The organism is Corallococcus sp. AB045 (assembly GCF_003668895.1).
Taxonomy (GTDB): domain Bacteria; phylum Myxococcota; class Myxococcia; order Myxococcales; family Myxococcaceae; genus Corallococcus; species Corallococcus coralloides.
The window spans coordinates 20,230-42,498 of the sequence record NZ_RAWN01000031.1 but is presented as its reverse complement, the minus strand read 5'-3'; the positions used below and the strand labels follow the sequence as shown (position 1 = coordinate 42,498).

Below are 22,269 nucleotides of genomic sequence, written 5' to 3'. Positions count from 1 at the left end.
CTAACACCCGCGCTCAGGGCAACGGCCCCTCCACCAATCGCAACACATCCGCGAGCACCCCCGCCGCGGTCACCGCCGCGCCCGCGCCGTACCCACGAATCACCAGCGGCGTGGGGCTGTACCGCTCCGACAGGAAGCTCAACGCGTTCTCGCCGCCCTTCACCGCCGCCAGCGGATGCTCCAGTGGCACCGGCACCAGGCCCACGCGCACGCCCTCCGGTCCCACGCTGCCCACGTAGCGCAGCACCTTGCCTTCCTTCCGGTGCGCGTCCACCCGCCTCTGGAAGATCTCATCCGCCTGAGGCAGCCGCGCCAGGAACTCCGGCAGCGGCCCCTTCGCGTCGAACTCCTCCGGCAACAGCGACGCCAGCGCCACCTCCTCCAACTCCAGCGACCGCCCCAGCTCTCGCGCGAGGATGAGCACCTTGCGCGCCACGTCCGTGCCCTCCAGGTCGTCTCGCGGATCCGGCTCCGTGAAGCCCTTCTCCATCGCCGTGCCCACCGCCTTCGACAGCGGCACCCCGGCCTCCGTCAGCCCCAGGATGAATGACAGCGACCCCGACAGGATGCCCTCCACCCGGTGCACCGTGTCTCCCGTGCGCAGCATGTTCTTCAACGTGTCGATGACCGGCAGCCCCGCCCCCACGTTCGTCTCGTAGAGGAACTTCCGCTGGTGCCGCACCGCCGTCTCCCGCAGCGCCTTCCAGTGCTCCTGCCGCCCCGCATTGGCCTTCTTGTTCGCCGTCACCACGTGCAGCCCGGACGCCATCAACGCCGGATACCCCAACGCCACGTCCTCGCTGCTCGTGCAGTCCACGAAGATGGGCCGGCCCGGCCGCCTCGCCTTCGCCCACGCTCGGAACGTGTCCAGCGTGAAACCAGACTCACTTGCGTCCAGCCGCGCCTTCCATCCGTCCAGCGCCACGCCCTCCGGCGCCACCAGGCTGTGTCTGCTATTCGCAATGGCACACACCCGCAAATCCAACCCGTGTGCCCGCAGCTTCGGCGCTTGCTGATGAATCTGCCGCAGCAGCTCCCCGCCCACCGTGCCCACGCCCGCAACCAACAGCTCCACCACCTCCGTGGTGCCAAAGGCCTTGCGGTGCACGTGTGCCATGGCACGCGGCCCGTCCTCCCGCGAAATCACCGCGGAGATGCTCCGCTCACTGGACCCCTGCGCGATGGCAGCGATGCTGCAATCCACGTCCGCCAGCGCGCTGAAGAACGTCCCCGCCACGCCCACCCGGTGCCGCATCCCGTCTCCCACGATGCTCAACACCGCGAGCCCCGGCTGGTGCTCGATGGGGTCCACCTTCCCCGCCTCGCGCTCCACCTCGAACTCGTCCTCCAGCGCCAGCACCGCCCGCGTGGCCTCCGCCTCCCCCACGCAGAAGCTGATGGAGGACTCGCTGGAGCCCTGGGTGATCAACACCACGGAGATGGACGCCAGCGCCATCGCCTCGAAGACGCGCGCGGCCGTGCCCGGCACACCCTTCAACCCCGCGCCCGCGATGTTGATGAGCGCGATGTCCGGCAGGAACGACAACCCCCGCACCGGGTGCCGCGAAGCCGGCGCCGTGGCCGTCACCCGCGTGCCCGGATGCTCCGGCCGGAAGCTGTTGCACACCCGCACCGGGATGCCTCGCTCCCTCGCGGGCGCAATCGTCTTCGGATGCAGCACCTTCGCGCCGAAGTAGGCCAGCTCCATCGCCTCCTCGAAGCTCACCTCCTCCAGCGCGAACGCCTCCGGCACCAGCCGCGGGTCCGCGCTGAAGATGCCGTCCACGTCCGTCCAGATCTCCAACAGCCGCGCATCCAGCGCCACCGCCGCCAACGCCGCCGAGTAGTCCGACCCTCCCCGCCCCAGTGACATCGTCTTGCCGCGCGCATCCCCCCCAAAGAAGCCCGGCATCAACATCAGCCCCGGCCCGTCCTCACGCAGCGCCGCGAACCGCGCGCGGATCTCCTCCACCCGGGGCGTCGCCTGCAGCGGGTCTCCCGAACACACCAGCACCTGCCTCGGGTCCAGGCTCACGGGCGAAAGCCCCCGTGCATCCAACAGCGCCGCGAGCAGCAGGCACGACGCCCGCTCCCCCAGCCCCGACAGGTGCGCCAGCACCGACGGCGAGCACTCCCGCAGCAACCCCACGCCCTGCAACAGCCCGCGCAGCTCCACTCCCAGCGCCACCAACCCCTCCGCCAGGGGCCGCGTCTGCGCGGGCTTCAGGTCCACGCTCAGCGCCTTCGCGATGGCGGAGTGCGTGTCGTCGAACCGGGCGCAGGCCTCCTGCACGGACTCGCCCTCCTGCGCCACCTTCGCCGCCTCCACCAACAGATTCGTGATGCCCGACACCGCGGACGCCACCACCATCACCCGCTCGGCCTTGCGCGCCTCCTCCACCAGCGCCACCACGCCGCGCATCCGTTCCGCATCTCCGACACTGGTGCCACCGAATTTCATCACGCGCATGACACGGCCTCCTCTCGGAACATCGGAACTCGGTGGCTGGGGCGGCACATCGGAAGCGGCGTCATGCGGGGCCTCGGGGTTGGCGACTGGCAGGTGGGGCAACGAAAAAGCCCCGCGCTCGGGAGGAGCGCGGGGCCGGGTTCGGAAGGGGGACCTTCAGGAGGTCCGCTTCGGAAGTCAGGCGGTCCGCGCTCCGCGAGGAGTCAGGCCGGTGCGAGTGCAAGTCTCGGTCAGCAGGGTCTGGACACGCACGCCCACGGAGGACGTCGTCCCCTCGTGCCGCTGGTTGTTCCCGCTGCGTCCGACCATGGAGTCCCCATCCTAGCCGCTTCCGCGCGCCAAGGTCAGGGGGCAGGCAGCCAGCCCCCCGCTCCAGGGCCCCCACCGTGGTGCTCGCGGCCAGGGCTGCCGACATTGAGCGTGTGTGAGCCGTCCCACCCCCTTCAGGAGCAACCCATGGCCACCCACAAGAAGAGCGACACCGCCCACAAGCCCGGCTTCGCCAAGGACCGCGTGGAGCGGGGGCTGGAGGCGGACGACACCAAGCCCCTGTACGCGGACGACGCCAAGCACTCCACCGAGGAGCAGAAGTTCGCCCTCGACAGCGACGGCCCCGTCGGCGGGCCTCGCAACAATCCCCAGAGCGTCCTCGATGACGTCGATGACGAGGAGCGCGAGGAGAGCGGACGCCTCAAGGCCGAAGCCCGCCAGGAAGAGAACGAGCCCACCCGGGAATGAAAAAACCGGGGCCCCGACACCCACGTCGGGACCCCGGCTTCAACACCTCGAAGTGAAGCGCCCGGCTACTTGGACGCCGGCGTCTCCACCAGCGTGAGCTTGCCCAGGTTGAGCGGCGTCACCTGCTCCTGGATGACCAGCGGGTCGCCCACGAGCACCACCTGCATGCTGGCGGGGTCCAGGTAGGACTCGGCCACGCGCTGCACCTCCGCGGCGCTGGCGTTCTCCAGGCCCTCCACGGTGCGCTTGAACTCATCCATCGGCCGGCGGTGGAAGTAGAGCTGCGCGGCGCTGCCACCCAGGCCCTCCACCGTCTCGAAGGCGCCCGGGAACGCGCGGATGAGGCCTTCTCGCGCGGCGGCCAATTCCTTCTCCGTGATGGGGTTGGACTTGATGCCGGCCAGCTCCTTGATGAACTCGTTGAGCGCCGGACCCGTCACGTCCTGCCGCACGGCCGCGTACGCGGTGAGCGGTCCCACGCCCAGGCGCGTGCCCAGGTGCGCGTTGGCGCCGTAGCTGTAGCCCTTGTCCTCGCGGATGTTCATGTTGAGCCGGCTGCCGAAGAAGCCGCCGAACACCGTGGTCGCCAGCTCCAGCGGGTACTCGTCCGGGTGGCCCGCGGCGAGGCCCGGACGGCCCACCAGCACCACCGTCTGCTCCAGGCCCGGCTTGGGCACCACGCGCACCTGCTGACGCGGCGGCGCGGGCGGCGCGGGCGGCGGCTTGGGCGCCACGGCCCCGCCCTTCCACCCGCCGAAGTACTTCTTCCCCCACTCCACTGCCTGCGGGAGCGTCACGTCGCCGGTCATGATGAGCGCGGCGGCGCGAGGGCCCGTGTTCTTCGTGTAGAAGCTCTTCGCGTCCGCCAGCGTGAGCGCCTCCACCGTCTTCGGCGTACCGCCGGACGTGTGGCCATACGGGTGATCCGCGCCGAACACGGCCTGGTAGTAGGCCTGCTGCGCCAGGAAGTTCGGGTCGCCCATGCGGCGCACCAGCTCACCCAGCTGCTGCTTCTTGCGGCGCTCGAAGGCCTTCGCGTCGAAGGTGGGCCGCAGGACGACGTCCGACAGCAGGCTCATCGCCGCGTCCACGTTGGTGGTGAGCACGCGCGCGCCCACGAAGGCGCCGTCCGGGTCCACCGACATCGCGGGCGACACGCCCAGGTCCGCGAACGCGTTGTCCAGCGCCACCGTGTCGCGCTTGCCCGCGCCCTCCAGCAGCATGCGGTAGGACAGGTCCGCGATGCCCAGCTTCGCGGCGGGCTCCTGCGACACGCCCGCGGCGAAGGCGATGCCCACGAACACCAGCGGCAATTCCTTGCGCGTGCTGACGATGACGGTGAGGCCGTTGTCCAGCTTCGCCTGCTCGAAGGTGGGCAGCACCAGCTCTGGCGGCTTGCCGGGCTTGGGCTGCTGCTCGCGGAACGCCTCCGCGTCCGGAGCCGGTGTCTGGGTTTGCGGCTGCGCGGCCGGCGCCGTTTCAGCCGGCGTCTCCGCGGGCTTCGTGGTGGCGCAGCCGGCGACGGACAGCGTGAGGAGGGCAGTGAGGATTCGGCGGTGCATGACTAGCGGGCCTCCTTGCCCGGAGCGGAAGACGGCGCGGCCTTGCCGGCGGACGGCACCGCGTGGAGCACGACGCGCGCGTCCGGGCGCAGCACGTCGTTGGCGAACTGCTTCACCGCGTCGGGGGTGACGTCCTGGTAGCGCGCCAGGTCCTGCGCGACGTAGCTGGGCTCGCCCACGAACTGGTTGTACGTCTGGAGCGTGTCGGACTTGCTGCCGCTGCCACCCACCGCCTGCAGACCCGCCAGCTGCCGCGTGTCATAGCGGGTGCGCGCGCGGACGATCTCCTCCTGCGTGACGCCGTCCTTGCGGACCTCGTCCAGCACCGCGTCGATCTCCTTCTTCAGCGTGTCCGTGGTGACGCCGGGCCGGGCCACCGCCTCGATGGAGAAGACGGACTGCGCGCCCTGGCTCTGCTGCACGGCGTCCACGCTCTGCGCCAGCTGCTTGTCCAGCACCAGCCGGCGGTACAGGCGGCTCGCGCGGCCCGTGCCCAGCGCGGTGGCGAGCACGTCCGCCGTCGCGTCCCCGGGCTTCAGGTACGGGGCGGTGAGCCAGGACATGGTGAGCAGGGGCAGCGTGGCCACCTTCTCGTCGTGGCGGATGGTCGTCTCGCGAGTGACCTTCACCGGCTGCACGTCCGGACGCTGGGGCTTGGGCGCGGAGGTCAGCGTGCCGAAGTACTTCTCCACCAGCGCCTTGGCCTTCGCGGGGTCGAAGTCGCCCACGATGGCGAGCGTCGCGTTGGAGGGCGCGTACCACTTGCGGAAGAACGCCTTCACGTCATCCACCGTGGCCGCGTCCAGGTCCTTCATGGACCCAATCACGTTGCCGGAGTACGGGTGCGGCGCGGGGAACAGCGCCTGCCACGCCTTCTCCTGTGCTTCACCGTAAGGGGCCGTCTCCACGCCCTGGCGGCGCTCGTTCTTCACGACCTCCTTCTGCGTCTGGAGCTTCTTCTCCGTGAGCGAGTCCAGGAGGAAGCCCATGCGGTCGCTCTCCAACCACAGGGCCGTCTCCAGCAGGTTGCTGGGCACGGTCTCGTAGTAGTTGGTGCGGTCGAAGCTGGTGGTGCCGTTCAGGTCCGTGGCGCCCGCCTGCTCCAAGAGGCCGATGTGCACGTCGTCCGGCACGTGCTTGGAGCCCTGGAACATCATGTGCTCGAAGAGGTGCGCGAACCCGGTGCGGCCCGGCGTCTCGTCGTAGGCGCCCACGTGGTACCAGACGTTGACGGCCACCACGGGCAGCTTGCGGTCCACGGAGAAGATGACCTCCATGCCGTTGGGCAGCGTGTACTTCTCATAGGGGATGGCCAGGTTTTCGCGGCCGGGCTCCAGCGGCTTCGCCTCGGGGGTCTGCGCGAGCGCCGGAAGCCCCACGAACAGGGCCGCTGCGGCGAGGGCCTTCAATCGGGACAAGGTTCCTCCACGGTTCAGGACGGTCTTTCGCGCGCTTAGCACGCGCCTCGGGGCCTGTAAGCCGGAAGGAGACGGGGTGGGCTCCAGGGTGCCGGGTGTTGCTCGCCGTGCGACACTGCGGCCATGAGCCTGGAGGTGCCCCTCTCCCAGCAGGGTCGCTGCGCCGTCCACCCGGACCTGCCCGCGGGCGGCACCTGTTTCCGCTGCGGAAGCTTCATCTGCGCGGACTGCACCACGTCCGTGCCGGGCCTGGGCGTGCGCCTGTACTGCCAGGCCTGTGCGGCGCGTCCGGACGTGAACTACCTGGAGGCGCTGCGCCAGCGCTACCAGGGCAAGCGTGATGGATGGGCGTGGGTGGTGGCGGGCGTGACGCTGCTGCTCTGCGTGGCCACCGCCGCCGCCCTGTCGCAGTGGGGGCTGCGCGCGACGAAGGAGGCATTGTTCACGCTGGTGCTGCTCATTCCCGTGCCGGTGGGCGTGGCCTTCTTCCTGGGCCGGCGCTGGGCACGGCATGCGCTGGTGGCCACGCCGCTGGTGATGGCGGTGGTGGCGGATGCCCTGGCACCGTCCGGGCGCTTCCTCTTCTTCCTGTGCGCCATGCCCGGCCTGATCACCGCGGCACGCATCCACCGGGACGTGCGCAATCAGCTCTTCTTCCGGCTGCCGGTGCCGCCCGCGATGCTGAAGGTGCTGTGGAACGAGCGCTTCAACAACCCGATGGCGCGTCAGGCCTCGCGGTTCGGTTTCAGCGCGCTGTTCATGCCCCTGCTCGCGCCCGTGGCGGTGATTTGCGGCGTGGTGGCGCTGAAACGCGTGGACCCGAAGGCCACGCCGCCCATCGGCCGCCGGGACCAGGCCTTGATGGGACTGGTCCTGGGGCTGGTCAGTCCGCTGCTGTGGGGGGCCGTCCTGCTGCTGTGGCTGTCCGACCGGATCCACTTCTGACCGCGGTGGTCAGAAGGAACGGGTCTGCAGCTTGAGCCGGGTGCGGATGGCGTCGCGCGCCCGGTCCCCGGCGCCCTGGCACTCGCCGCCCACCTCGTCCAGGCTCCGCTTGGGGCCCGGCCGGGGCCAGTCCCCGTTCTGGTAGCACGCGGACAGCGGCAGCTCCTTCAGCCAGGCATTCTGGTCGAACATCACGCGCAGGGAACCGCCCTCCTCCAGCCTGAGGCCAGAGGTGGCCTCGACGGCCATGGCCGTGCCTTCCGGCAGGTCCAGGTCCATGCCCCAGGATGCATCCCCGGCGTGGAGGGTCTGGGCCGTGAAGCCGTTCTTCCCCAACACGAAGTCGATCCGCCGGTAGGTGCCGGGAGGGAGCTCCATCACGGCATTGGAGACATTCCCGGACGGCAGGTTGATGCCGAACGGACCCGCGAGCGTGACCGTGGCCGGGGAACCTTCGGGCTGCACGCACCCGGTGCCCTCCGGGAGTTGGTCGCGCACGTCGTCGCAGCCCAGCCCCCCGGCCAATTCCAGACGGATGTCGGACACCCGGACGCTGGCGTCCTCCAGATGGAAGCGCATTCCGTCGCCAGACGTGATGTCGGGAGGCGTGGGCGGGGACGTCATGGCTCGGACGCCAGAGGCCGGAACCGCCAGGGACGACGCGCCCAGCGGGTTCGCGTTCAGCGAGAAGATGAGCCGGGTATGGGTTCCGGTGTCACAGCCGGACAGCCCCAGGGACATCAAAGACAGACACAGCACGGTGACAGCAAGGCCGGAGGTACGCAACCAGGGGATGGAGGGCATGTCGGAAGTAACTCGTGAGGGGGAGCGCCTCCGGCCGGGCGTCCCGATGCGCGAGCCCCACTGGGCCCGCGAAGTCCCAGCATGCCTCAGGACGGGAGAGGGGGAACAGCCAGGCCCTCTTCCGGACGTCCTGGGGAGAAACACTTCAGGGGTGCAAGGACAGTCCCATCGCACCGCTGGCTTCGATGTTGCCGCGCATCCGTTCCGAGGCGCCCGCACAGGCACCCTGGCCCGCCTCCAGTGTCAGGCTGTTGCCCAGAAGGCTCAGGTCTCCAGACTCCAGACAGCCCGCCACGGGCACCTCATCGAGCCAGCGGTCCACGACCAGCCAGCCCCAAAGGACGGAGCCATCCTCCGCGGAGGCGAAATCCAGCGAGCCTTCTCCTCCCTGGGGTTCGAAGCGGAGGACCGCGTCGGACTGGAAGTCCGCGTCCAGCACGGAGGCCATGCCCTGCCAGGTGAAGCTCGAGCGAGACTGGAAGGTGGGATGGGAGGGCGTCCCGCGTTCCAGCCTGGCCTCGATGCGGGGATAGACGCCCCGAGGGATGCGCAGCCCGGCTGCATCGAGGGACAACCCCTGCCGCAGGTCCCATTCGAGCGGGCCCGCCACGGTCAACCGGCCCGGCTGCTCCTCTGTCGCGTCCTCGCAGGTCATCCGTGGAGACAGCAGACCTTGCTGGTCCGCGCACCGGATGCCCGGTGGCAATTCCAGACGGATGTCGGACAGCCTGGCGAGGACGCTGTCCACGTGGAAGGTGAGGCCGTCCGAGGACTCGAAGGCGTACTCGGGAGGCGGCATGGGGTCGCGCGCCGCGCGCACGCGGTTCGAGTGGAGGCTGAACCGCAACGAGTAGCCGTTCGGATCCTCGCCACACGCGGACAGGCACAGCACGGTGGCAAGGCTGAAAGCGTACGACTTGAGCGAAGGGGCCACGAAGCCGAAGCATGCCCGGCGCCCGGGGAAATGGACAGACACCCGCGACGGCGGCGCATGCCAGCGGACAGGCCGGTGCCCACGCTGAGGGAGGAACCCCACAGGAGAGACACCATGGCAACGCAACGAGTGAGCGACGTAATGACATCCGACGTGGAGGTCGTCCGTCCGTCTGATTCCCTGAGGATGGCCGCGGAGAAGATGCGCCTGCTGAACGTAGGCCCCATCCCCGTGTGTGACGGCGACGAGCTGGTGGGCATCGTCACGGACCGGGACATCGTCATCCGCGCGGTGGCGCAGGGGCTGGACGCCGAGCGCACCCAGGTGGCGCAGGCGATGACCCGGGGCGTGGAGGTCGTCTACGACGACGACGACCTCACCCAGGCGGCCCAGAAGATGAGGGCCTCGCAGATCCGCCGCATCCTGGTGTTGAACCGGGCCAGGCGGCTGGTGGGCATCCTCTCGCTGGGAGACGTCGCGGCGGAGCTCAGCGACCAGGAGAGCGGCAGGACGCTGGAAGAGGTGTCCGCCCCGTCGCAGCCGGCCGCGCCCTGAGGCGGGCTACATGCCGCCGAGCTTCGTCTCCAGCTCCGACAGGTCGCGGTGCACGGCCGCGTCCGTCTCCCGCAGGCCTTCGACCTTGCGCACGGCGGAGATGACGGTGGAGTGGTCCTTGTTGAAGCGCGAGGCGATCTCCGGGAAGGAGCTCTTCGTCAGCTTGCGGCTCAGGTACATGGCCACCTGGCGCGCGTGCGCGAGCGCCTTGTGGCGCCGGTCTTCCTTCAGCGCTTCGACGGTCACCTTGTAGAAGCGGGCGACCTCGCGCTGGATGGCCTCCACGTCCACGGTGCGCTGCGCGGGCAGGATGTCGCGCAGCACCTGGGACGCGAACTCCTCCGTCACCGGCTGCTTGGTGAGGCTGTGCATCGCGGACAGCTTCACGAGCGCGCCTTCCAGTTCGCGCACGTTCTTCTGCACGTGCTTCGCGATGAAGTGCGCCACGGGGTCCGGCAGGTCGAGGCCCTCCTGCTCCGCCTTCTTCTGGAGGATGGCGACGCGCGTCTCGTAGGTGGGCTCGCGGATGTCCGCCATCAGGCCCATGACGAAGCGGCTGCGCAGGCGGTCCTCCATGCCGGGCACTTCCGCGGGCACCATGTCGCTGGTGAGCACGATGGCCTTGTTGAGGCCGAAGAGCGTCTCGAAGGTGTAGAAGAACTCCTTCTGCGTCTCCTCGCGCTTGCCCAGGAACTGGATGTCGTCGATGAGCAGCACGTCGCACTCTTCGCGGAACTTCCGGCGGAAGTCCGTCATGCGGTGCTCGCGCACGCTCTCCACGTACTCGTTCGTGAACTGCTCGCTGGAGAGGTAGACGATGCGCTGGGTGGGGTCCTTCTCCCAGATGTGATTGCCCACCGCCTGGAGCAGGTGTGTCTTGCCCAGGCCCGTGCCGCCGTAGATGTAGAGCGGGTTGTAGTTGTGGCCCGGCCGGTGGGCCACGGCCTGCGCGGCGGCGGCGGGGAGCTGGTTGCTGTCCGCGACGACGTAGGTGTCGAAGGTGAAGCGCGGGTTGAGCCGCGCGGGCCGCATCGAGTTCACCTTGACGGTGGGCGCGGGCGGCAGGTCCGCGGACGACGGCGGGGGACCGACGATGACCTCGTAGGCGACGCGGCCCAGGGACGGCTCCAGCCGGGCCAGGTGCGTCTCCAGCATGGCGCGGTAGTGGTCATCCACCCAGTCGCGGAAGAAGCGGTCCGGCACGCCCAGGACCAGGGCGTTCTCGCGCACCTCCATGGGGCGCATCCGCTCCAGCCAGGTGAGGGCGTAGTGGAGCCCCTCCTGGCGGATGGCTTCCAGCGTGCGGGTCCAGATGACGCCGGCACTGGGAAGCGAAGGCGAAGGGGCTTGGGCGAGGGCGTTCACTTGGAGGCTCAGGGACGGCGCGGAACGAGGGAACCCGCAGGCGTTCGGCGGTGCTAACACCCGCTCTCCGGCTGATCAAGGAACCGGCCTGTAGCACGGATCAGCGGGACCCCCTGGCGGGTGGGGATGATCACTCCCGGTGGATCCGCTTTTCCGCCACCGGCGCGAGCCGTTCCGCCGGGTTGTGCGAGGTGTGCCGTGGAGCCACCTGAACAGCCTTGACGTGATGCACCCAACGTTGCCAGGGACATGACCCCATGGCGATCGATGAGCGCAGGACGCTGTTCGCGACGACGACCCTGGACCGCATGTTCGTGCTCCGCCGGTATGATCCACCGCGCGAGCCCCTCACTTATGAGCTGTCGCTGTACGACGACTACCTGGGCCCCGCGCCCAAGGAGCTGTCGCTCCCCGACGCCCTCCAGAAGAGCTTCGATTCGGAGGCGGAGGCCGTGGCGCAGTTTCGCCAGCACTGGCCCGAGCAGACCGGCCCGTTCGAGGACGTCCGTCTGGGCCACCAGGTGACCTTCGACCTGGCGGAGGCGCTGAGACAGGGGACCCTGAAACCGCTGCGGGCCTCGATGAGCGCGGAGGAGGTGGTGGAGCTGCTGGGCCTCCCCGAGGATGTGGCGCCCACCTCGCAGCCGGGCTGCGTCCGCTGGTTCTATGGTGCCGTGCAGGTCCACCTGGAGGACGGCCGGTTCCGGTACCTGGAAGTCGAAGACGCCTTGGAGTCCTTCACCACGCTGGACTTCACGGGCTGGTTCCTGAAGCCCTCCATGACGAAGCGGCGGCTGGAAGGCGCACTGAAGTCCCGGGGCATCCCCTTCTCCCGGGAGACCCAGGGCCTCTCCGTGCCCGGCGGCTTCCTGTTCGACTTCCACTCGGAGGTGGACCGACTGCACGCGCTCTCCTGGAACCACCCGCTCGCGGTTCCCAGGTAGCGGAGTCACTTGAACGGACCCGCTGTCGTGGCCGGGACGTCCTGCGCTGGACGGATGACGGAGGTCCGTCCGTGGCCCTCCCCTGCTCCCGGACTCATGGGCGGGAACCCTCGAGGCCTGTGAGCGGCGGGATGTGTGAGGCGCATCGTGGAGTGGGGCTGACGCGCAGGAGCGAACTGTTCGCCGGGGCGCTGCTCCTGGGCGCGGGATGTTTTCGACGGGGGACGGTGCCCGTGCGCGAGGCGATGCCTCCGGACACGGCGAAGGCGGGCCGTCGTTACCTGGTGAAGGGCGGCGTGGTGACGCTCATGGAGCGCGGCAACGTGGACACCGTCATCGTGGCCGGGCAGGTCCGCAAGTGGCGGGGGGCGTTGGAGGTGGACCTGGAGGGCCTGCGCCAACGGGTCACCGCGTCGCGGGACTTCCTGTTCGAAACAATTCGGTGCGGTACATGGCGTACAGGCTTTCCGTCTGAATCTTCTGGGCCGTTCCGTCAGCAGAAACCCACGAGAAGGTGACATCGGAGTCGTGACTCTTCCCAGAGTTACTCCGATAGATGAGTACGCGCTTGGTCACGAGCAGGCCCCCAATCCTCATTTGGAGGATCTCCGGAAGAGAGGTGGCATACGCCCGGAGCTCTACGGGGTCGCCGAGGCCCGCCCTCTTCTTGCGCAGCTCGAAGAGTCCCGCTTCATCCATTCGGATAAGCAGGGACGCACCTGTGGGAGTCACCCGATTGTGCCCGAAGCCCTTGGAGCATTCGTACAGGTCCGAAGGCGGTGATGATCAACCCGGGACTGGGTTCTCGACGGCGTGGATCAGGAGGTTTGGGAATAGGGGTGCCGTCCGCCGACCTCCGGAAAACGCTCGTAGGCCCACAGGAGTGCTGCCAGGTGCGCGCGGTTTCCCAGGTCGAGCGGAGCATCCGTGAGCCGGACCACCCACCCGCCAGTGGCCGTGCGCCGGGCACGTGACAGCAACTCGGCGTCACGCGAAGGGTCCGGGAACCCAATGGCCTTCGCGGCCTCGGCCGACCAGTAGTTCAGCCAACCCAGGTGGCGTGGAATCTCTGGAGCGGAAATCGCTTCTGGGAGCTTGAGGGCGGGCAGTCCCAGAGGTGGCTTTTCAGGTCCATGTCGCTTCGGGCCCGTCTGATCCGCGATGACCTGCATCACGGATGACGGCGCCAGGAGCCCCCAATATGCGCGGACACCCTCCGCGACGTGCTCCAGCACCTCCGCTGCCGCCGCGATGCTGGCTGCGTCCTGAGGCAGCTTCGCATGGACCTGGAGTTGAGGCTGTCCGCCCGGACTCGAACTGGCGGATCTGCGCAGTCCGGAAATCGTCACGGGGTGGTCCTCGTCTCCGTTGCAGATGAGCGGAAACTCTCCTCGTGCCGCTGAGGCCGCGAGCCACGCGTCTCGCTGAGATAGCGCGACGGGCTTTCCTTCCTCGGATATCTCCCACGCCAGACGCATGCCGGGCATCGCCCGTTCCATGCCTTCAACGACAGCGAGCGTACGGCCGTCGTCCATCGTCAGAGCCGGCGCATGGACATTCAGGATGAGGCGGTCGCGCGTCGTCATCGTTCGCACCCCGTGACGACGATATCCAACTCGTCGGCAATCTCCTTCAGCGCGGCTTTATGCGCCTCGCTGCTCACGCCCACCACGAAGGCGTAGCCACATGCCCCCGCGATGTCTCGCTCCTCCAGCAGTTCGGCCACCTGGTCCCTGACCACCTGCGCTTGAAGGAAGTCGCTGTACGTGTCGAACTGGTCGGTCTTGATTTCCCACAGCACGCGCACACCGACTTGCAACGCATCGAAGTGCTTGCCGTTCACGAGCACGTCATGGCCGGGGTAGCGATTCGGTGGAATCCTGTCGGCACACCGGTTGTGCGCGTCGTCTCCTCCCCGGTGCTTGACCGGGATGGGTTCGCACCTGGGATGGCGCGTCCGGTCCAAGGCGTCGGGAGGCATCGGGGGCTGCCAGTCCTTCCCAACAGGGTCGGGTTCAAGCCTGGGCTTCCGTTTCGCCACGGTCTCCCGGGGAACGGCCTTCGCTCCACGCATGGCCCCAGCTTCCTCGGGATAGAGCTGGCGGAACTCGTACGCGTCCAGTGCCTCTTTGATGGCGACCGCCACCACGACAACACCTGTGATGATGACTGCGCCCATGACGATTTCAGGAGCGACAAGGACACAAACTCCAAGCCCCAGGGTCGCGGCTCCAGCGGAGGCGACCGTGCAACGTCCCGTCGGATCGTGAAACCGGATCCGGTCATGGTCCAGCGCTCCGAAGCAGCGCTCCACCACCACGGACCAAGGCGAAGAAGCCTCCTGGACGACGCATCGCCCCTCATCACTCCAGGGCAGCTTTGACGCCCTATGGAGGTTGGCGACTCTCAAGGAAGGGGTCGTGCGGGCCTTCAGGGGCGTTGAGGTAGCGCACGCCGAGGATAGGAGCAAAAGCAGGATGCAGGCAGGGAGGCGCATGGCCACGTCCGTTCAACCGGCCAGCCACTCGTGGGTCAACAGCGAAGGACCTGGAACGGGCCCGCCCCGCGCTGGACCCAGGGTCCTTCAGCCAAGCCCTCTTCCTTGCCCCCTCTCCCCTTTTCCTACATGATCGCCAGGTCCACCCGGCGCAGGGCTGCACAGTCGGCGCTGGTGATCCTTGATTGACTTGTCCTGGAAATAGGGTTACGGACGCCCCCTTTCCACTGTACGGGTCGCGCCGGTGATTCAGGCGCTGCCTTCAGCTCTCAGGAGTCGTTGTGTCCAAGCGCACGTACCAGCCGTCGAAGATCCGGCGCAACCGCGCCCACGGGTTCCGTAAGCGGAACGCCACCAAGGGCGGCCGGGATGTCCTCAAGCGCCGCCGCGCCAAGGGCCGTAAGCGCTTGGTGGTGTCGTCGTTCAAGAAGTAACTGGACGCACGGACGATGGCCGAGGGAGCGGCGCCGCGGGTGCCTCAGGCAACCGACGAGCGCTTCCCCAAGGCCTTTCGCCTGCTCCAGCGGCGTGAGTTTCTTGAAGTCCAGGAGGGCGGTCAGAAGATTCCGTCCGACTGCCTCCTGGCCCTCGTTCAACGCAATTCCCGGGCGCACTCCCGCGTAGGTCTCACCGTTTCCAGCAAGGTGGGCAACGCGGTGGTGCGCGCACGCCTGCGCAGAGTGCTCCGCGAGCTGTTCCGCAAGCACCGCGGGCAATGGCCCCCCGGTCTCGACGTAGTCCTGGTCGTTCGCTCCTCGGCGAAGGAAGCCTCCTTCGCGCAAGTTTCCCGTGCGTTCGACGGTGTCACCCGTAAGCTGCAACGGCTCTTTCCGGCACCTCGCGTGCCTCCCAAAGAGCCCGCCCCATGAGTCCACTCGCCTTCGTCATCGCCCTGCCCATCCGCTTCTACCGGCGGTTCCTGGGGCCGCTGCTGCCGAAGGCGTGTCGGTTCCATCCCTCGTGCTCCACCTACGCCATGCAGGCGCTGGAGAAGCACGGCGGGTTGAAGGGCAGCGCCCTCACCGTCTGGCGCCTGCTGCGCTGCCAGCCATTCCACCCCGGTGGATTCGATCCCGTCCCCTGACGGTTTGCTTCCGCCCGCCCTCCGGCGCCGTGCCGCCGGCACAGGGAACTCCATGACGAACGACCCGCTGTCGCCCCAGTCCAACGATTCACAGAAGCGGCTGCTCCTGGCGCTCGCCCTCTCCTTCGCGGCCACCGCCGCCTACACCTTCTTCTTCGCCCCCCAGGGATCACCCCCGGGCGCCGAAGGGACGGATGCGGGCGTCGAAGTCGCCGCCACGCTGGATGCCGGCACCCCAGGCACGGCCGCCGTGCCGCCGCCGGGCGCCACCGGTGAGGACGCGGGCACCCACGCGGAGGCTCCGCTCCCGCCGGCGCGCACCGTGGAGTTCGCCCGCCCGGAGGTGAAGTACACCTTCTCTTCCGAAGGCGCCGGCCTCACCTCCGCCGTGCTCCAGGGCACGAAGATGCGCGAGCAGCAGTCGCTCACCGTCAAGGAGGGCTTCGAGAAGCTCTTCGGCAAGGACATCCCCCCGCCGCCGCAGATGAACGTGGCGCACCCGGTGCCCGGCCAGCCCCTGCCGCTCGCGGTGACGATTGAGGGCGCTGCTCCGCTGGCGGCGAATGCCCGCTACGCCGTGCAGGAGGCCCCCACCGACAACGGCGGCAGCGTCGCGTTCACCGGCCGCCAGGGCCCGTGGGAGGTGACGAAGACGGTGCTGTGGCCGCGCGACGGCTTCGAGTTCACCTACACCCTCCAGGTGCGCAACACCTCCGCCCAGCCGCAGACGGGCGAGCTCAAGCTGCACTACGGCCGCGCCATCGACCCGGAGTTCGAGCACGCGCCGTCCTTCTTCGGCGGCGTGGGCAACCTGAGCCGCGCCTCGTGCCATGTGGGTGAAGAGCTCCACAACCTGTCCCCGGGTGACAAGCCGCCCGAGGAGACGCGCGGCCCCATCTCCTTCTTCGGCATCAACCAGCAGTACTTCCTGTCCGCGCTCTACCCGCTGGACGGCGCCCTCAACGGCCACTGCACGCTGACCGCCACGCCCACCGCGCGCGAGGTGTCCGCGGGCTTCCCGCTCAACGTGGGCCCCGGTCAGGTGGCCACGTTCCGCTTCGGCGGCTACGCGGGCCCCAAGGACCCCGACCTCCTGCGCATCGTGCCCGGCACGGAGCTGCGCGCCGTGTCCGCCCTGTCCGCCACCACCTTCCACCCGACGCTGGAGGACACGGTCGACTTCGGCATCTGGGCGGTGGTCTGCAAGCTCCTGCTCGCCGTCATGAAGTTCTTCCACGGCATCGTGGGCAACTGGGGCGTCGCCATCATCCTGCTCACCGTGGTGGTGAAGCTGGCGCTGCTGCCGCTCACCTACCGCTCCATGGTCAGCATGGAGGCGGTGAAGGTGCTCCAGCCGAAGATGGAGGAGATCCGCAAGAAGTTCGCGGACGACAAAGAGCGCCAGAACATGGAGATCATGAAGCTGTACCAGGAGGCGAAGGTGAACCCCCTGGGCGGCTGTCTGCCGCTGCTCATCCAGATGCCGGTGTGGATCGCCCTGTTCACGTCGCTGCGCAACAGCTTCGAAATCTACGGCGAGCCCTTCTTCGGCCCCATCTGGCGCGACCTCACCTACAAGGATCCGACGTACATCCTGCCGCTGGCGCTGGGCGTGTCGATGATCATCACGCAGAAGATGCAGCCGCAGATGATGGACGCGGCGCAGGCGCGGATGATGACCTGGGTGATGCCCATCATCTTCACCTTCACGCTGCTCCAGTACCCGGCGGGCCTGTCGCTCTACATCTTCACGAACAACGTGCTCTCCATTGGCCAGCAGTGGGGCCTGCGCAAGTGGCTGGACCGCAACAAGAACCAGACGGGCGGCGGGACGCCGGCGGTGGTCTCCGCCGGGGGAGGCAAACGCAAGTGAGCGGGGCTCAGGTCGTGGCGGGTGGCGGGGATTTCCGCCCCCGGGTGGAGAAGCTGCTCACGGACATCCTCGGGCTGATGGGGTTCCCTGCGCGGCTGGACCTGCAGGACGCCACCGACGGCAGCCTGTCCGTGGCGCTCCACTTCGAGTCCGGCGCGCCTCCGGGCGTGGAGCCGGGCAAGCGCAGCCAGGTGCTGGATTCGCTCCAGTTCCTGCTCAACAAGATGCTCCACCGCCCCGGCGTGGAGCGCCGCTGGGTGATGCTGGGCGCGGGCGCGCACCCGGAGCCCCGGCCGCGCCGTGACGCGGCGGCGCAGCAGCAGGCCGCCGCTGCCGCTCCGGTGGCGTCCGTGGCGCAGGTGGCTTCCACGCCCGCGCAGCAGCCGGCCCGGGCCGCGGCGCCCGCTCCGGCCGCGCAGCCGCAGCAGCGCAACGTCCGGGGAGGGCAGCCGGCGCAGCAGGCCGCGAAGCCCGCGCAGGCTCCCGCGAAGAGCGCGGAGGCGGACGAGCGCACGCTGCAGGTCGAAGAGGATCCGGTGTTCCGGGAGGCCGTCCGCAAGCTCGCGGAGAAGTCCGCCAGCCTGGGGCGCTTCTATGCGTTCGCCGCGATGAAGACGGAGGACCGCGCGCGCGTCCTGAAGGCAGTAGAAGGAGTGGGTGGAGTGAAGGTGGCGGCGGAAGGCGAAGGCCGCAACCGGCGCGTGGTGTTCACCCCGGCGAAGCCCGCCCCGATGCCCAAGCGGAGCCTGCTGCCGGACGACGACGAAGACGACGTCGACGCCTGAGCAGGTGTGCCCGCTTCGGGACCACCGGCGGGCGCGAGAGGAGCGAATGGGTAAGTCGAAGGGTTTGAAGGACAAGCTGTACGGCGCGGCGGTGCTGAAGATGAGCTTCCGCCTGCGAGGGGACGAGGAGTCCCCGGCGTTCCGCTTCGTCTACCCGGGCGTGCTGCGCGACCTGGCGGTCGACGACGCCGAGGTGGAGAGGTACATCGAGGAGCACCGCGACGACGTGGAGCGCGCCGCTCGCGGCTCCACTCCGCCGCAAGGCGTCCGGTAGGCGCTCGGGGGCGGGAGCCATGCGTGCGCGCCCGCCCGCCGGTGGCCCCTTCCCCGCCATGACGTCTGACTCCGCCACCATCGTCGCCCTCGCCACCGCGCCCGCCGCGGGGGCGGTGGGCATCCTCCGGCTCTCCGGGCCGGCAGCGCTGGAGGTGGGTCGCAGGCTCGCGCCCGTTGTTCCCGCGTCCCCGGCTCCGCGCCATGCGTACCTGGCGTCGTTCGTGGACGCGGCGGGCGCGGTGCTGGATGAGGGGTTGTTCCTCTACTTCCAGGCGCCCCGGTCCTTCACCGGCGAGGACGTGGTGGAGCTCCAGGCGCATGGCAGTCCGCGCCTCTTGCGGCTGCTGCTCGTGCGGGCGCTGGAGGATGAGCGCGTGCGTCCGGCGCTTCCCGGTGAGTTCACCCGGCGCGCGTTCCTGAATGGCCGCATCGACCTGACCCGCGCGGAGGCGGTCGCGGACCTGGTGGCCGCGGATTCGGAGGCGGCCGTGCGCGCCGCCGCGGCCGGCTTGTCCGGCGCGTTGGCCGAGCGGATCCGCGCCCTGGAGACGCCGCTGCGCGAGCTGCACGCGGACCTGGAAGGCGTCCTCAACTTCCCCGACGAGGCGGAGGGCGCGGACTCGGGAGCCGGCGCTCGCGTCGCCGCGCTGCGCTCCGCCGCGGAGGCGCTGCGCGCGGAGGTGGGCCGTGGACGGCTGGTGCGCCAGGGCGCGCGCGTGGCGCTGTACGGCCCGGTGAACGCGGGCAAGTCCACGCTGTTCAACCGGCTGGTGGGCGAGGCCCGCGCGCTGGTGGATGACGAGCCCGGCACCACCCGCGACGCGCTGGAGGCCCGCGTCGAGTGGGACGGCCTGGGCGTCACGCTCTACGACACCGCCGGCCTGCGCGAGGCTCCCGGACGCGTGGAGGCGCTGGGCATCGCGCGCACGCGGGAGCTGCTCGCGGCCGTGGACCTGGCCGTGCTCGTGCTGCCTCCGGAGACGTCGCGCGAAGAGGCCGCTTCATGGACGCGCGAGGCCGGCGCCACGCCCGTGCTCTCCGTCACCGGCAAGTGCGACGTGATGCTGGGGGCTCGGGGGGAGCACGGCTCCGCCATCCACCCCTCCCCTGCCCCGCCGCGCGTCAGCGGCCTCACGGGCGAAGGGGTGGAGGCGCTCCGGACCTCCGTGCTCACGCGGTTGTGGGGCGGTGGCACGCCCTCCGCGGTGGCGCTCGTCTCCGAGCGTCACGCGGACGCCCTGCGTCGCACCGCCGAGGCGCTGGGCCGCGCCGAAGCCGCGTCACGCGTGTCCACCCTGGAGGTCCTCTCCGGCGAGGTGGGGCTCGCGCTGGAAGCCCTGGGCGAAGTGTCCGGAACGAGCGTTTCCGAAGCGCTTCTAGACACCCTTTTCCAGCGCTTCTGCATCGGGAAGTAGTGCCCGGCGGGTGGCGGTCGGCATGTCAGACCCCTCCCTAGAATGCCTCGCGTTCACCGGCGCTCCCCGAGGATTCATGACGGCACTCCAGCAGCTTCAACCCACCTCCCACTCCCTGCTCTCGGCGCTGCCGTCGGGCTGGGTCGGGGAAATCCTCGATGGCGAGCTGGTGGCCTCGCCCCGCCTCTCCGTGGCGCCCGCTCGCGCGGCCTTCATGATGGGCGTGGAGCTGGGAGAGCGGCTGGATCCGCGCCGTGGCGGCAACGGCCGCTGGTGCTTCCTGCGCGCGCCGGAGCTGCACCTGGGCGAGGACATCCTCGTGCCCGACCTGGCCGCCTGGCGCCGTGAGCGCGTGGCCGCCCCGCCGGAGCCCGGCGCCGCCTTCTTCACCCTGGTGCCGGATTGGGTCTGCGAGGTCCTCACCCCCGCCACCACCGCGCTGGACCGGGCCCGCAAGCTGCCCCTGTATGGGCGGGCCGGCGTGTCCTACGTCTGGCTGGTGGACCCCGTCGCGCGCACGCTGGAGGTCTACCAGCGCCTCAAGCGCGGCTGGCTCCTCACCGCGAGCCACGAGGACGACGCCCTGGTGCGCGCCGAGCCCTTCCCTTCCGTCTCCCTGGAGCTGGGCTCGCTGTGGCTCCCCGACGCGCCGGAGGAGATGCCCCGGCTCGTCGCGGTGCCCTGAAGCCGCGGCTTCAGCTCGCGTGCTTGAGGCGCGCTTCCTCGGAGGCGCGCGACAGCCGCCGCACGGAGCGCAGCAGCAGGTCCGGATCCACCGGCGCCGCCACGAAGCCCCGCGCATGCACGGCCTGCGCGCGGGGCAGGTCCCGCTCCGGCGCCTTGCCCGCCACCAGCACCTGCGCGCGCAGCCGCTGCGCCAGCACCTCCATCGCGGGCAGCGGCGCCACCACCACCTGCGCCTCGGTCGCGGCGCACACGTCCCCCGTGCTCGCCACCTTCACCGTGAAGCCCGCCCCGCTCAGCACCTGCACCAGGCCCGCCGCCGCGTCCGCGCCCCAGCCGTACACGAGCACCTGCTCGCGCACCGTCACGCTCGGCTTCGGCGCCGCCGGCACCGGCGCCCAGGCGAACTCCAGGGGCGCCAGCATGGGCAGGTTCGTGCTGTCCGTGTGCCGCACGGGTTCGCGGACGGGCTCCGGCGTCGGCGTGTCCGTCAGCTCCGCCAGGGACGTGCCCACCACCAGGGGCATGGGCTCGTCCCACTCCGGGAGGGAGAAGCTCTCCATCCCGGGACGGCGTTGCGGCGTCGCCGGCTCACCCCGGTACATCCGCCCGATGGCCCGCCCCAGCGCCGCGTCCGTGGCCAACCGGGGCACCACCCGCGCCTTGCCGGACACGCTCTTCACCACATCCAGCGTGGCCAGGCTCGCCGGCGCGGCCAGGGCCACCACCAGCACCTCCCGCGCCCCCTGCCCTTCCAGCCGCAGCGGCACCACGCGGTGGGCCTCCGCCACCTTGCACGGAATCAGCCTCGCGAGCGACGCGTCCAGCGGCCAGGCGTCCAGGTCCACCGCCTCCACGCCGGACTGGGCCGCCAGCGCGGACAGCACCGCCTCCGCCGTGCAGAAGCGCTGGTCCACCACCACCTGGCCCAACGCCACGCCCCACTTGCGCTGGTACGCCAGCGCCGACTGCAACTGCAATGAATCCACCACACCCCGCGCGAGCAGGATGTCCCCCAGACGCTTCTTCATCGCTCGTTCTCCTCCGGCCCCCCTCGATGCTTCGGCCGGGACGACCTGACCACCATGCCCTCCCCTCTACGTCAGGAGAGTGTAAAATTACATTTAAAACGGAGGAAGCGGGCTCTAGGTAGGTGCTGGTTGCCTGCTCGGACCCAGAAGGCGCCGGATGGCCACTTCTTCCCGCCGGTGCACCGTCCTTCAACGAACCCCGCCTCGATCCTTGAGGGGGGGACGACAAAGCGGACGTTCATTGGCAGACCCGAGGGTGGCCGGATGTCGCAGACGTTCCTAGCCTGTACGCATGGCTGACGCGTGTCTGAGAGAATTCGTGCGGATGCTCCGCGCGCGCCGTGCCGCTCCCGGTGGACTCGCGGGGGTGGACGCGCAGATGGCAGGGCTGCGGTTGGAGCCCTCCAGCCTCAAGCCCTACCTGCACTTCCTACCGGGGCGCTACACGCGCAACCTCGTCCACCGCGACGAGGGAATGGAAATCATCCTCAACTGCTGGTCCCCGGGAGTGGCCTCGCCCATCCATGACCATGACGGTCAGGAGTGCTGGTTCAGCATCCAGCGCGGCGAGTTCCTCCTGGAGAACTACCCGCTGCTGGAGGGTGGCACGCAGCCCGGCCTGGCGCGGCTGGGGACGCCGGTGCGCGTGGGGCCGGTGGGCGCCGGGCACGTGGACTTCCGCGACCCGGGCGCCTCCATCCACCGCGTGAGCATCGCCGGCAACGTCCCGGGCGTGACGCTGCACGTCTACGCCGGCCCGGTGGCCAGCTGCCTCGTGTTCGACCCGCGCCGCCACCGCTGCGCGTCGCACGACCTCCGCTACCACAGCATCTTCGGCCGACCGGTGCGGCCCTCCGAGGGCCGCGTCCCGGTCCCACTGCACGTCTGA

General features: G+C 69.7%; 23 protein-coding genes. 14 read left to right on the top strand and 9 right to left on the bottom strand.

The genetic code is table 11. The features are described 5' to 3' along the window. Positions 1–13: 13 nt before the first annotated feature. Positions 14–2,470, bottom strand: coding sequence for a bifunctional aspartate kinase/homoserine dehydrogenase I (gene thrA, locus D7Y21_RS10315; protein ID WP_121712869.1), 2,457 nt, complete (start codon positions 2,468–2,470; stop codon positions 14–16). Between the two features lie 456 nt (positions 2,471–2,926). On the opposite strand from thrA, the gene D7Y21_RS10310 reads away from it, so the two are divergent. After that, entirely contained in the window at positions 2,927–3,208 is a 282-nt protein-coding gene (locus D7Y21_RS10310) for a hypothetical protein (protein ID WP_120564675.1), read from the top strand. Positions 3,209–3,273: 65 nt separating this feature from the next. Here the strand turns inward: D7Y21_RS10310 and D7Y21_RS10305 are convergent, their stop codons facing one another. After that, the gene (locus D7Y21_RS10305) at positions 3,274–4,770 is read right to left on the bottom strand and encodes a pitrilysin family protein (RefSeq protein ID WP_121712867.1); all 1,497 of its coding nucleotides are present in this window, start codon (positions 4,768–4,770) and stop codon (positions 3,274–3,276) included. A gap of 2 nt (positions 4,771–4,772) precedes the next feature. Beyond that, the gene (locus D7Y21_RS10300; protein ID WP_120564673.1) at positions 4,773–6,179 is read right to left on the bottom strand and encodes a pitrilysin family protein; all 1,407 of its coding nucleotides are present in this window, start codon (positions 6,177–6,179) and stop codon (positions 4,773–4,775) included. A gap of 132 nt (positions 6,180–6,311) precedes the next feature. Between D7Y21_RS10300 and D7Y21_RS10295 the strand changes: the two genes are divergently transcribed. After that, positions 6,312–7,133 (top strand): hypothetical protein, encoded by an 822-nt coding sequence (locus D7Y21_RS10295; protein WP_121712865.1) that lies wholly within the window; start codon positions 6,312–6,314, stop codon positions 7,131–7,133. A gap of 9 nt (positions 7,134–7,142) precedes the next feature. Here D7Y21_RS10295 and D7Y21_RS10290 read toward each other — a convergent pair whose 3' ends face one another. Together D7Y21_RS10290 and D7Y21_RS10285 are read right to left on the bottom strand one after the other, a co-directional pair. Beyond that, positions 7,143–7,937 carry a hypothetical protein gene (locus D7Y21_RS10290; RefSeq protein ID WP_147469248.1) on the bottom strand — a complete coding sequence of 265 codons (795 nt, stop codon included), beginning with the start codon at positions 7,935–7,937 and terminating at the stop codon, positions 7,143–7,145. Between the two features lie 145 nt (positions 7,938–8,082). Beyond that, positions 8,083–8,871, bottom strand: a complete 789-nt coding sequence (locus D7Y21_RS10285) for a hypothetical protein (protein WP_121712862.1) — start codon at positions 8,869–8,871, stop codon at positions 8,083–8,085. A gap of 114 nt (positions 8,872–8,985) precedes the next feature. Here D7Y21_RS10285 and D7Y21_RS10280 point away from each other — a divergent pair, with 114 nt between their 5' ends. Then, positions 8,986–9,426, top strand: a complete 441-nt coding sequence (locus D7Y21_RS10280) for a CBS domain-containing protein (protein WP_121712860.1) — start codon at positions 8,986–8,988, stop codon at positions 9,424–9,426. Between the two features lie 6 nt (positions 9,427–9,432). Here the strand turns inward: D7Y21_RS10280 and dnaA are convergent, their stop codons facing one another. After that, on the bottom strand, positions 9,433–10,791 hold the full coding sequence (gene dnaA, locus D7Y21_RS10275; protein WP_120564668.1) for a chromosomal replication initiator protein DnaA: 1,359 nt from the start codon (positions 10,789–10,791) through the stop codon (positions 9,433–9,435). A 257-nt stretch (positions 10,792–11,048) separates the two neighbouring features. Here dnaA and D7Y21_RS10270 point away from each other — a divergent pair, with 257 nt between their 5' ends. Together D7Y21_RS10270 and D7Y21_RS10265 are read left to right on the top strand one after the other, a co-directional pair. Continuing rightward, on the top strand, positions 11,049–11,735 hold the full coding sequence (locus D7Y21_RS10270; RefSeq protein WP_121712858.1) for a hypothetical protein: 687 nt from the start codon (positions 11,049–11,051) through the stop codon (positions 11,733–11,735). 131 nt (positions 11,736–11,866) lie between these two features. Beyond that, complete coding sequence (locus D7Y21_RS10265; protein ID WP_147443257.1) at positions 11,867–12,253, top strand: hypothetical protein; 387 nt, start codon at positions 11,867–11,869, stop codon at positions 12,251–12,253. 300 nt (positions 12,254–12,553) lie between these two features. On the opposite strand, the gene D7Y21_RS10260 is transcribed toward D7Y21_RS10265, so the two are convergent. Both D7Y21_RS10260 and D7Y21_RS10255 read right to left on the bottom strand, forming a co-directional pair. Next, on the bottom strand, positions 12,554–13,321 hold the full coding sequence (locus D7Y21_RS10260) for a DUF5953 family protein (RefSeq protein WP_121712856.1): 768 nt from the start codon (positions 13,319–13,321) through the stop codon (positions 12,554–12,556). Then, positions 13,318–13,914, bottom strand: a complete 597-nt coding sequence (locus D7Y21_RS10255; RefSeq protein ID WP_370038402.1) for a DUF6310 domain-containing protein — start codon at positions 13,912–13,914, stop codon at positions 13,318–13,320. The genes D7Y21_RS10260 and D7Y21_RS10255 overlap by 4 nt, the downstream gene beginning before the upstream one ends. Before the next feature lie 599 nt (positions 13,915–14,513). On the opposite strand from D7Y21_RS10255, the gene rpmH reads away from it, so the two are divergent. The 8 genes from rpmH to D7Y21_RS10215 all read left to right on the top strand — a co-directional run bounded on the left by rpmH (position 14,514) and on the right by D7Y21_RS10215 (position 20,350). Further along, a complete protein-coding gene (rpmH, locus tag D7Y21_RS10250) occupies positions 14,514–14,666 on the top strand; it encodes a 50S ribosomal protein L34 (protein WP_120526629.1) in 153 nt (50 codons plus the stop codon). Positions 14,667–14,681: 15 nt separating this feature from the next. Further along, a complete protein-coding gene (gene rnpA, locus D7Y21_RS10245; RefSeq protein ID WP_014400871.1) occupies positions 14,682–15,101 on the top strand; it encodes a ribonuclease P protein component in 420 nt (139 codons plus the stop codon). Next, positions 15,098–15,316 (top strand): membrane protein insertion efficiency factor YidD, encoded by a 219-nt coding sequence (gene yidD / locus D7Y21_RS10240; protein WP_014400870.1) that lies wholly within the window; start codon positions 15,098–15,100, stop codon positions 15,314–15,316. Before rnpA ends, yidD begins: the two co-directional genes overlap by 4 nt. Positions 15,317–15,368: 52 nt before the next feature. Next, positions 15,369–17,189 carry a membrane protein insertase YidC gene (gene yidC, locus D7Y21_RS10235; RefSeq protein WP_121712852.1) on the top strand — a complete coding sequence of 607 codons (1,821 nt, stop codon included), beginning with the start codon at positions 15,369–15,371 and terminating at the stop codon, positions 17,187–17,189. Further along, positions 17,186–17,974: a hypothetical protein gene (locus tag D7Y21_RS10230; RefSeq protein ID WP_121712850.1), complete on the top strand. Its 789-nt coding sequence runs from the start codon at positions 17,186–17,188 to the stop codon at positions 17,972–17,974. The genes yidC and D7Y21_RS10230 overlap by 4 nt, the downstream gene beginning before the upstream one ends. A 46-nt stretch (positions 17,975–18,020) precedes the next feature. Next, positions 18,021–18,248 (top strand): hypothetical protein, encoded by a 228-nt coding sequence (locus D7Y21_RS10225; protein ID WP_121712848.1) that lies wholly within the window; start codon positions 18,021–18,023, stop codon positions 18,246–18,248. 58 nt (positions 18,249–18,306) lie between these two features. Continuing rightward, entirely contained in the window at positions 18,307–19,665 is a 1,359-nt protein-coding gene (gene mnmE / locus D7Y21_RS10220; RefSeq protein ID WP_121712901.1) for a tRNA uridine-5-carboxymethylaminomethyl(34) synthesis GTPase MnmE, read from the top strand. A gap of 76 nt (positions 19,666–19,741) precedes the next feature. After that, positions 19,742–20,350, top strand: a complete 609-nt coding sequence (locus tag D7Y21_RS10215) for a Uma2 family endonuclease (protein WP_121712846.1) — start codon at positions 19,742–19,744, stop codon at positions 20,348–20,350. 10 nt (positions 20,351–20,360) lie between these two features. Here D7Y21_RS10215 and D7Y21_RS10210 read toward each other — a convergent pair whose 3' ends face one another. Then, the gene (locus D7Y21_RS10210; RefSeq protein WP_121712844.1) at positions 20,361–21,380 is read right to left on the bottom strand and encodes a general secretion pathway protein GspE; all 1,020 of its coding nucleotides are present in this window, start codon (positions 21,378–21,380) and stop codon (positions 20,361–20,363) included. A 325-nt stretch (positions 21,381–21,705) separates the two neighbouring features. Here D7Y21_RS10210 and D7Y21_RS10205 point away from each other — a divergent pair, with 325 nt between their 5' ends. After that, on the top strand, positions 21,706–22,269 hold the full coding sequence (locus D7Y21_RS10205) for a cysteine dioxygenase family protein (RefSeq protein ID WP_233612047.1): 564 nt from the start codon (positions 21,706–21,708) through the stop codon (positions 22,267–22,269).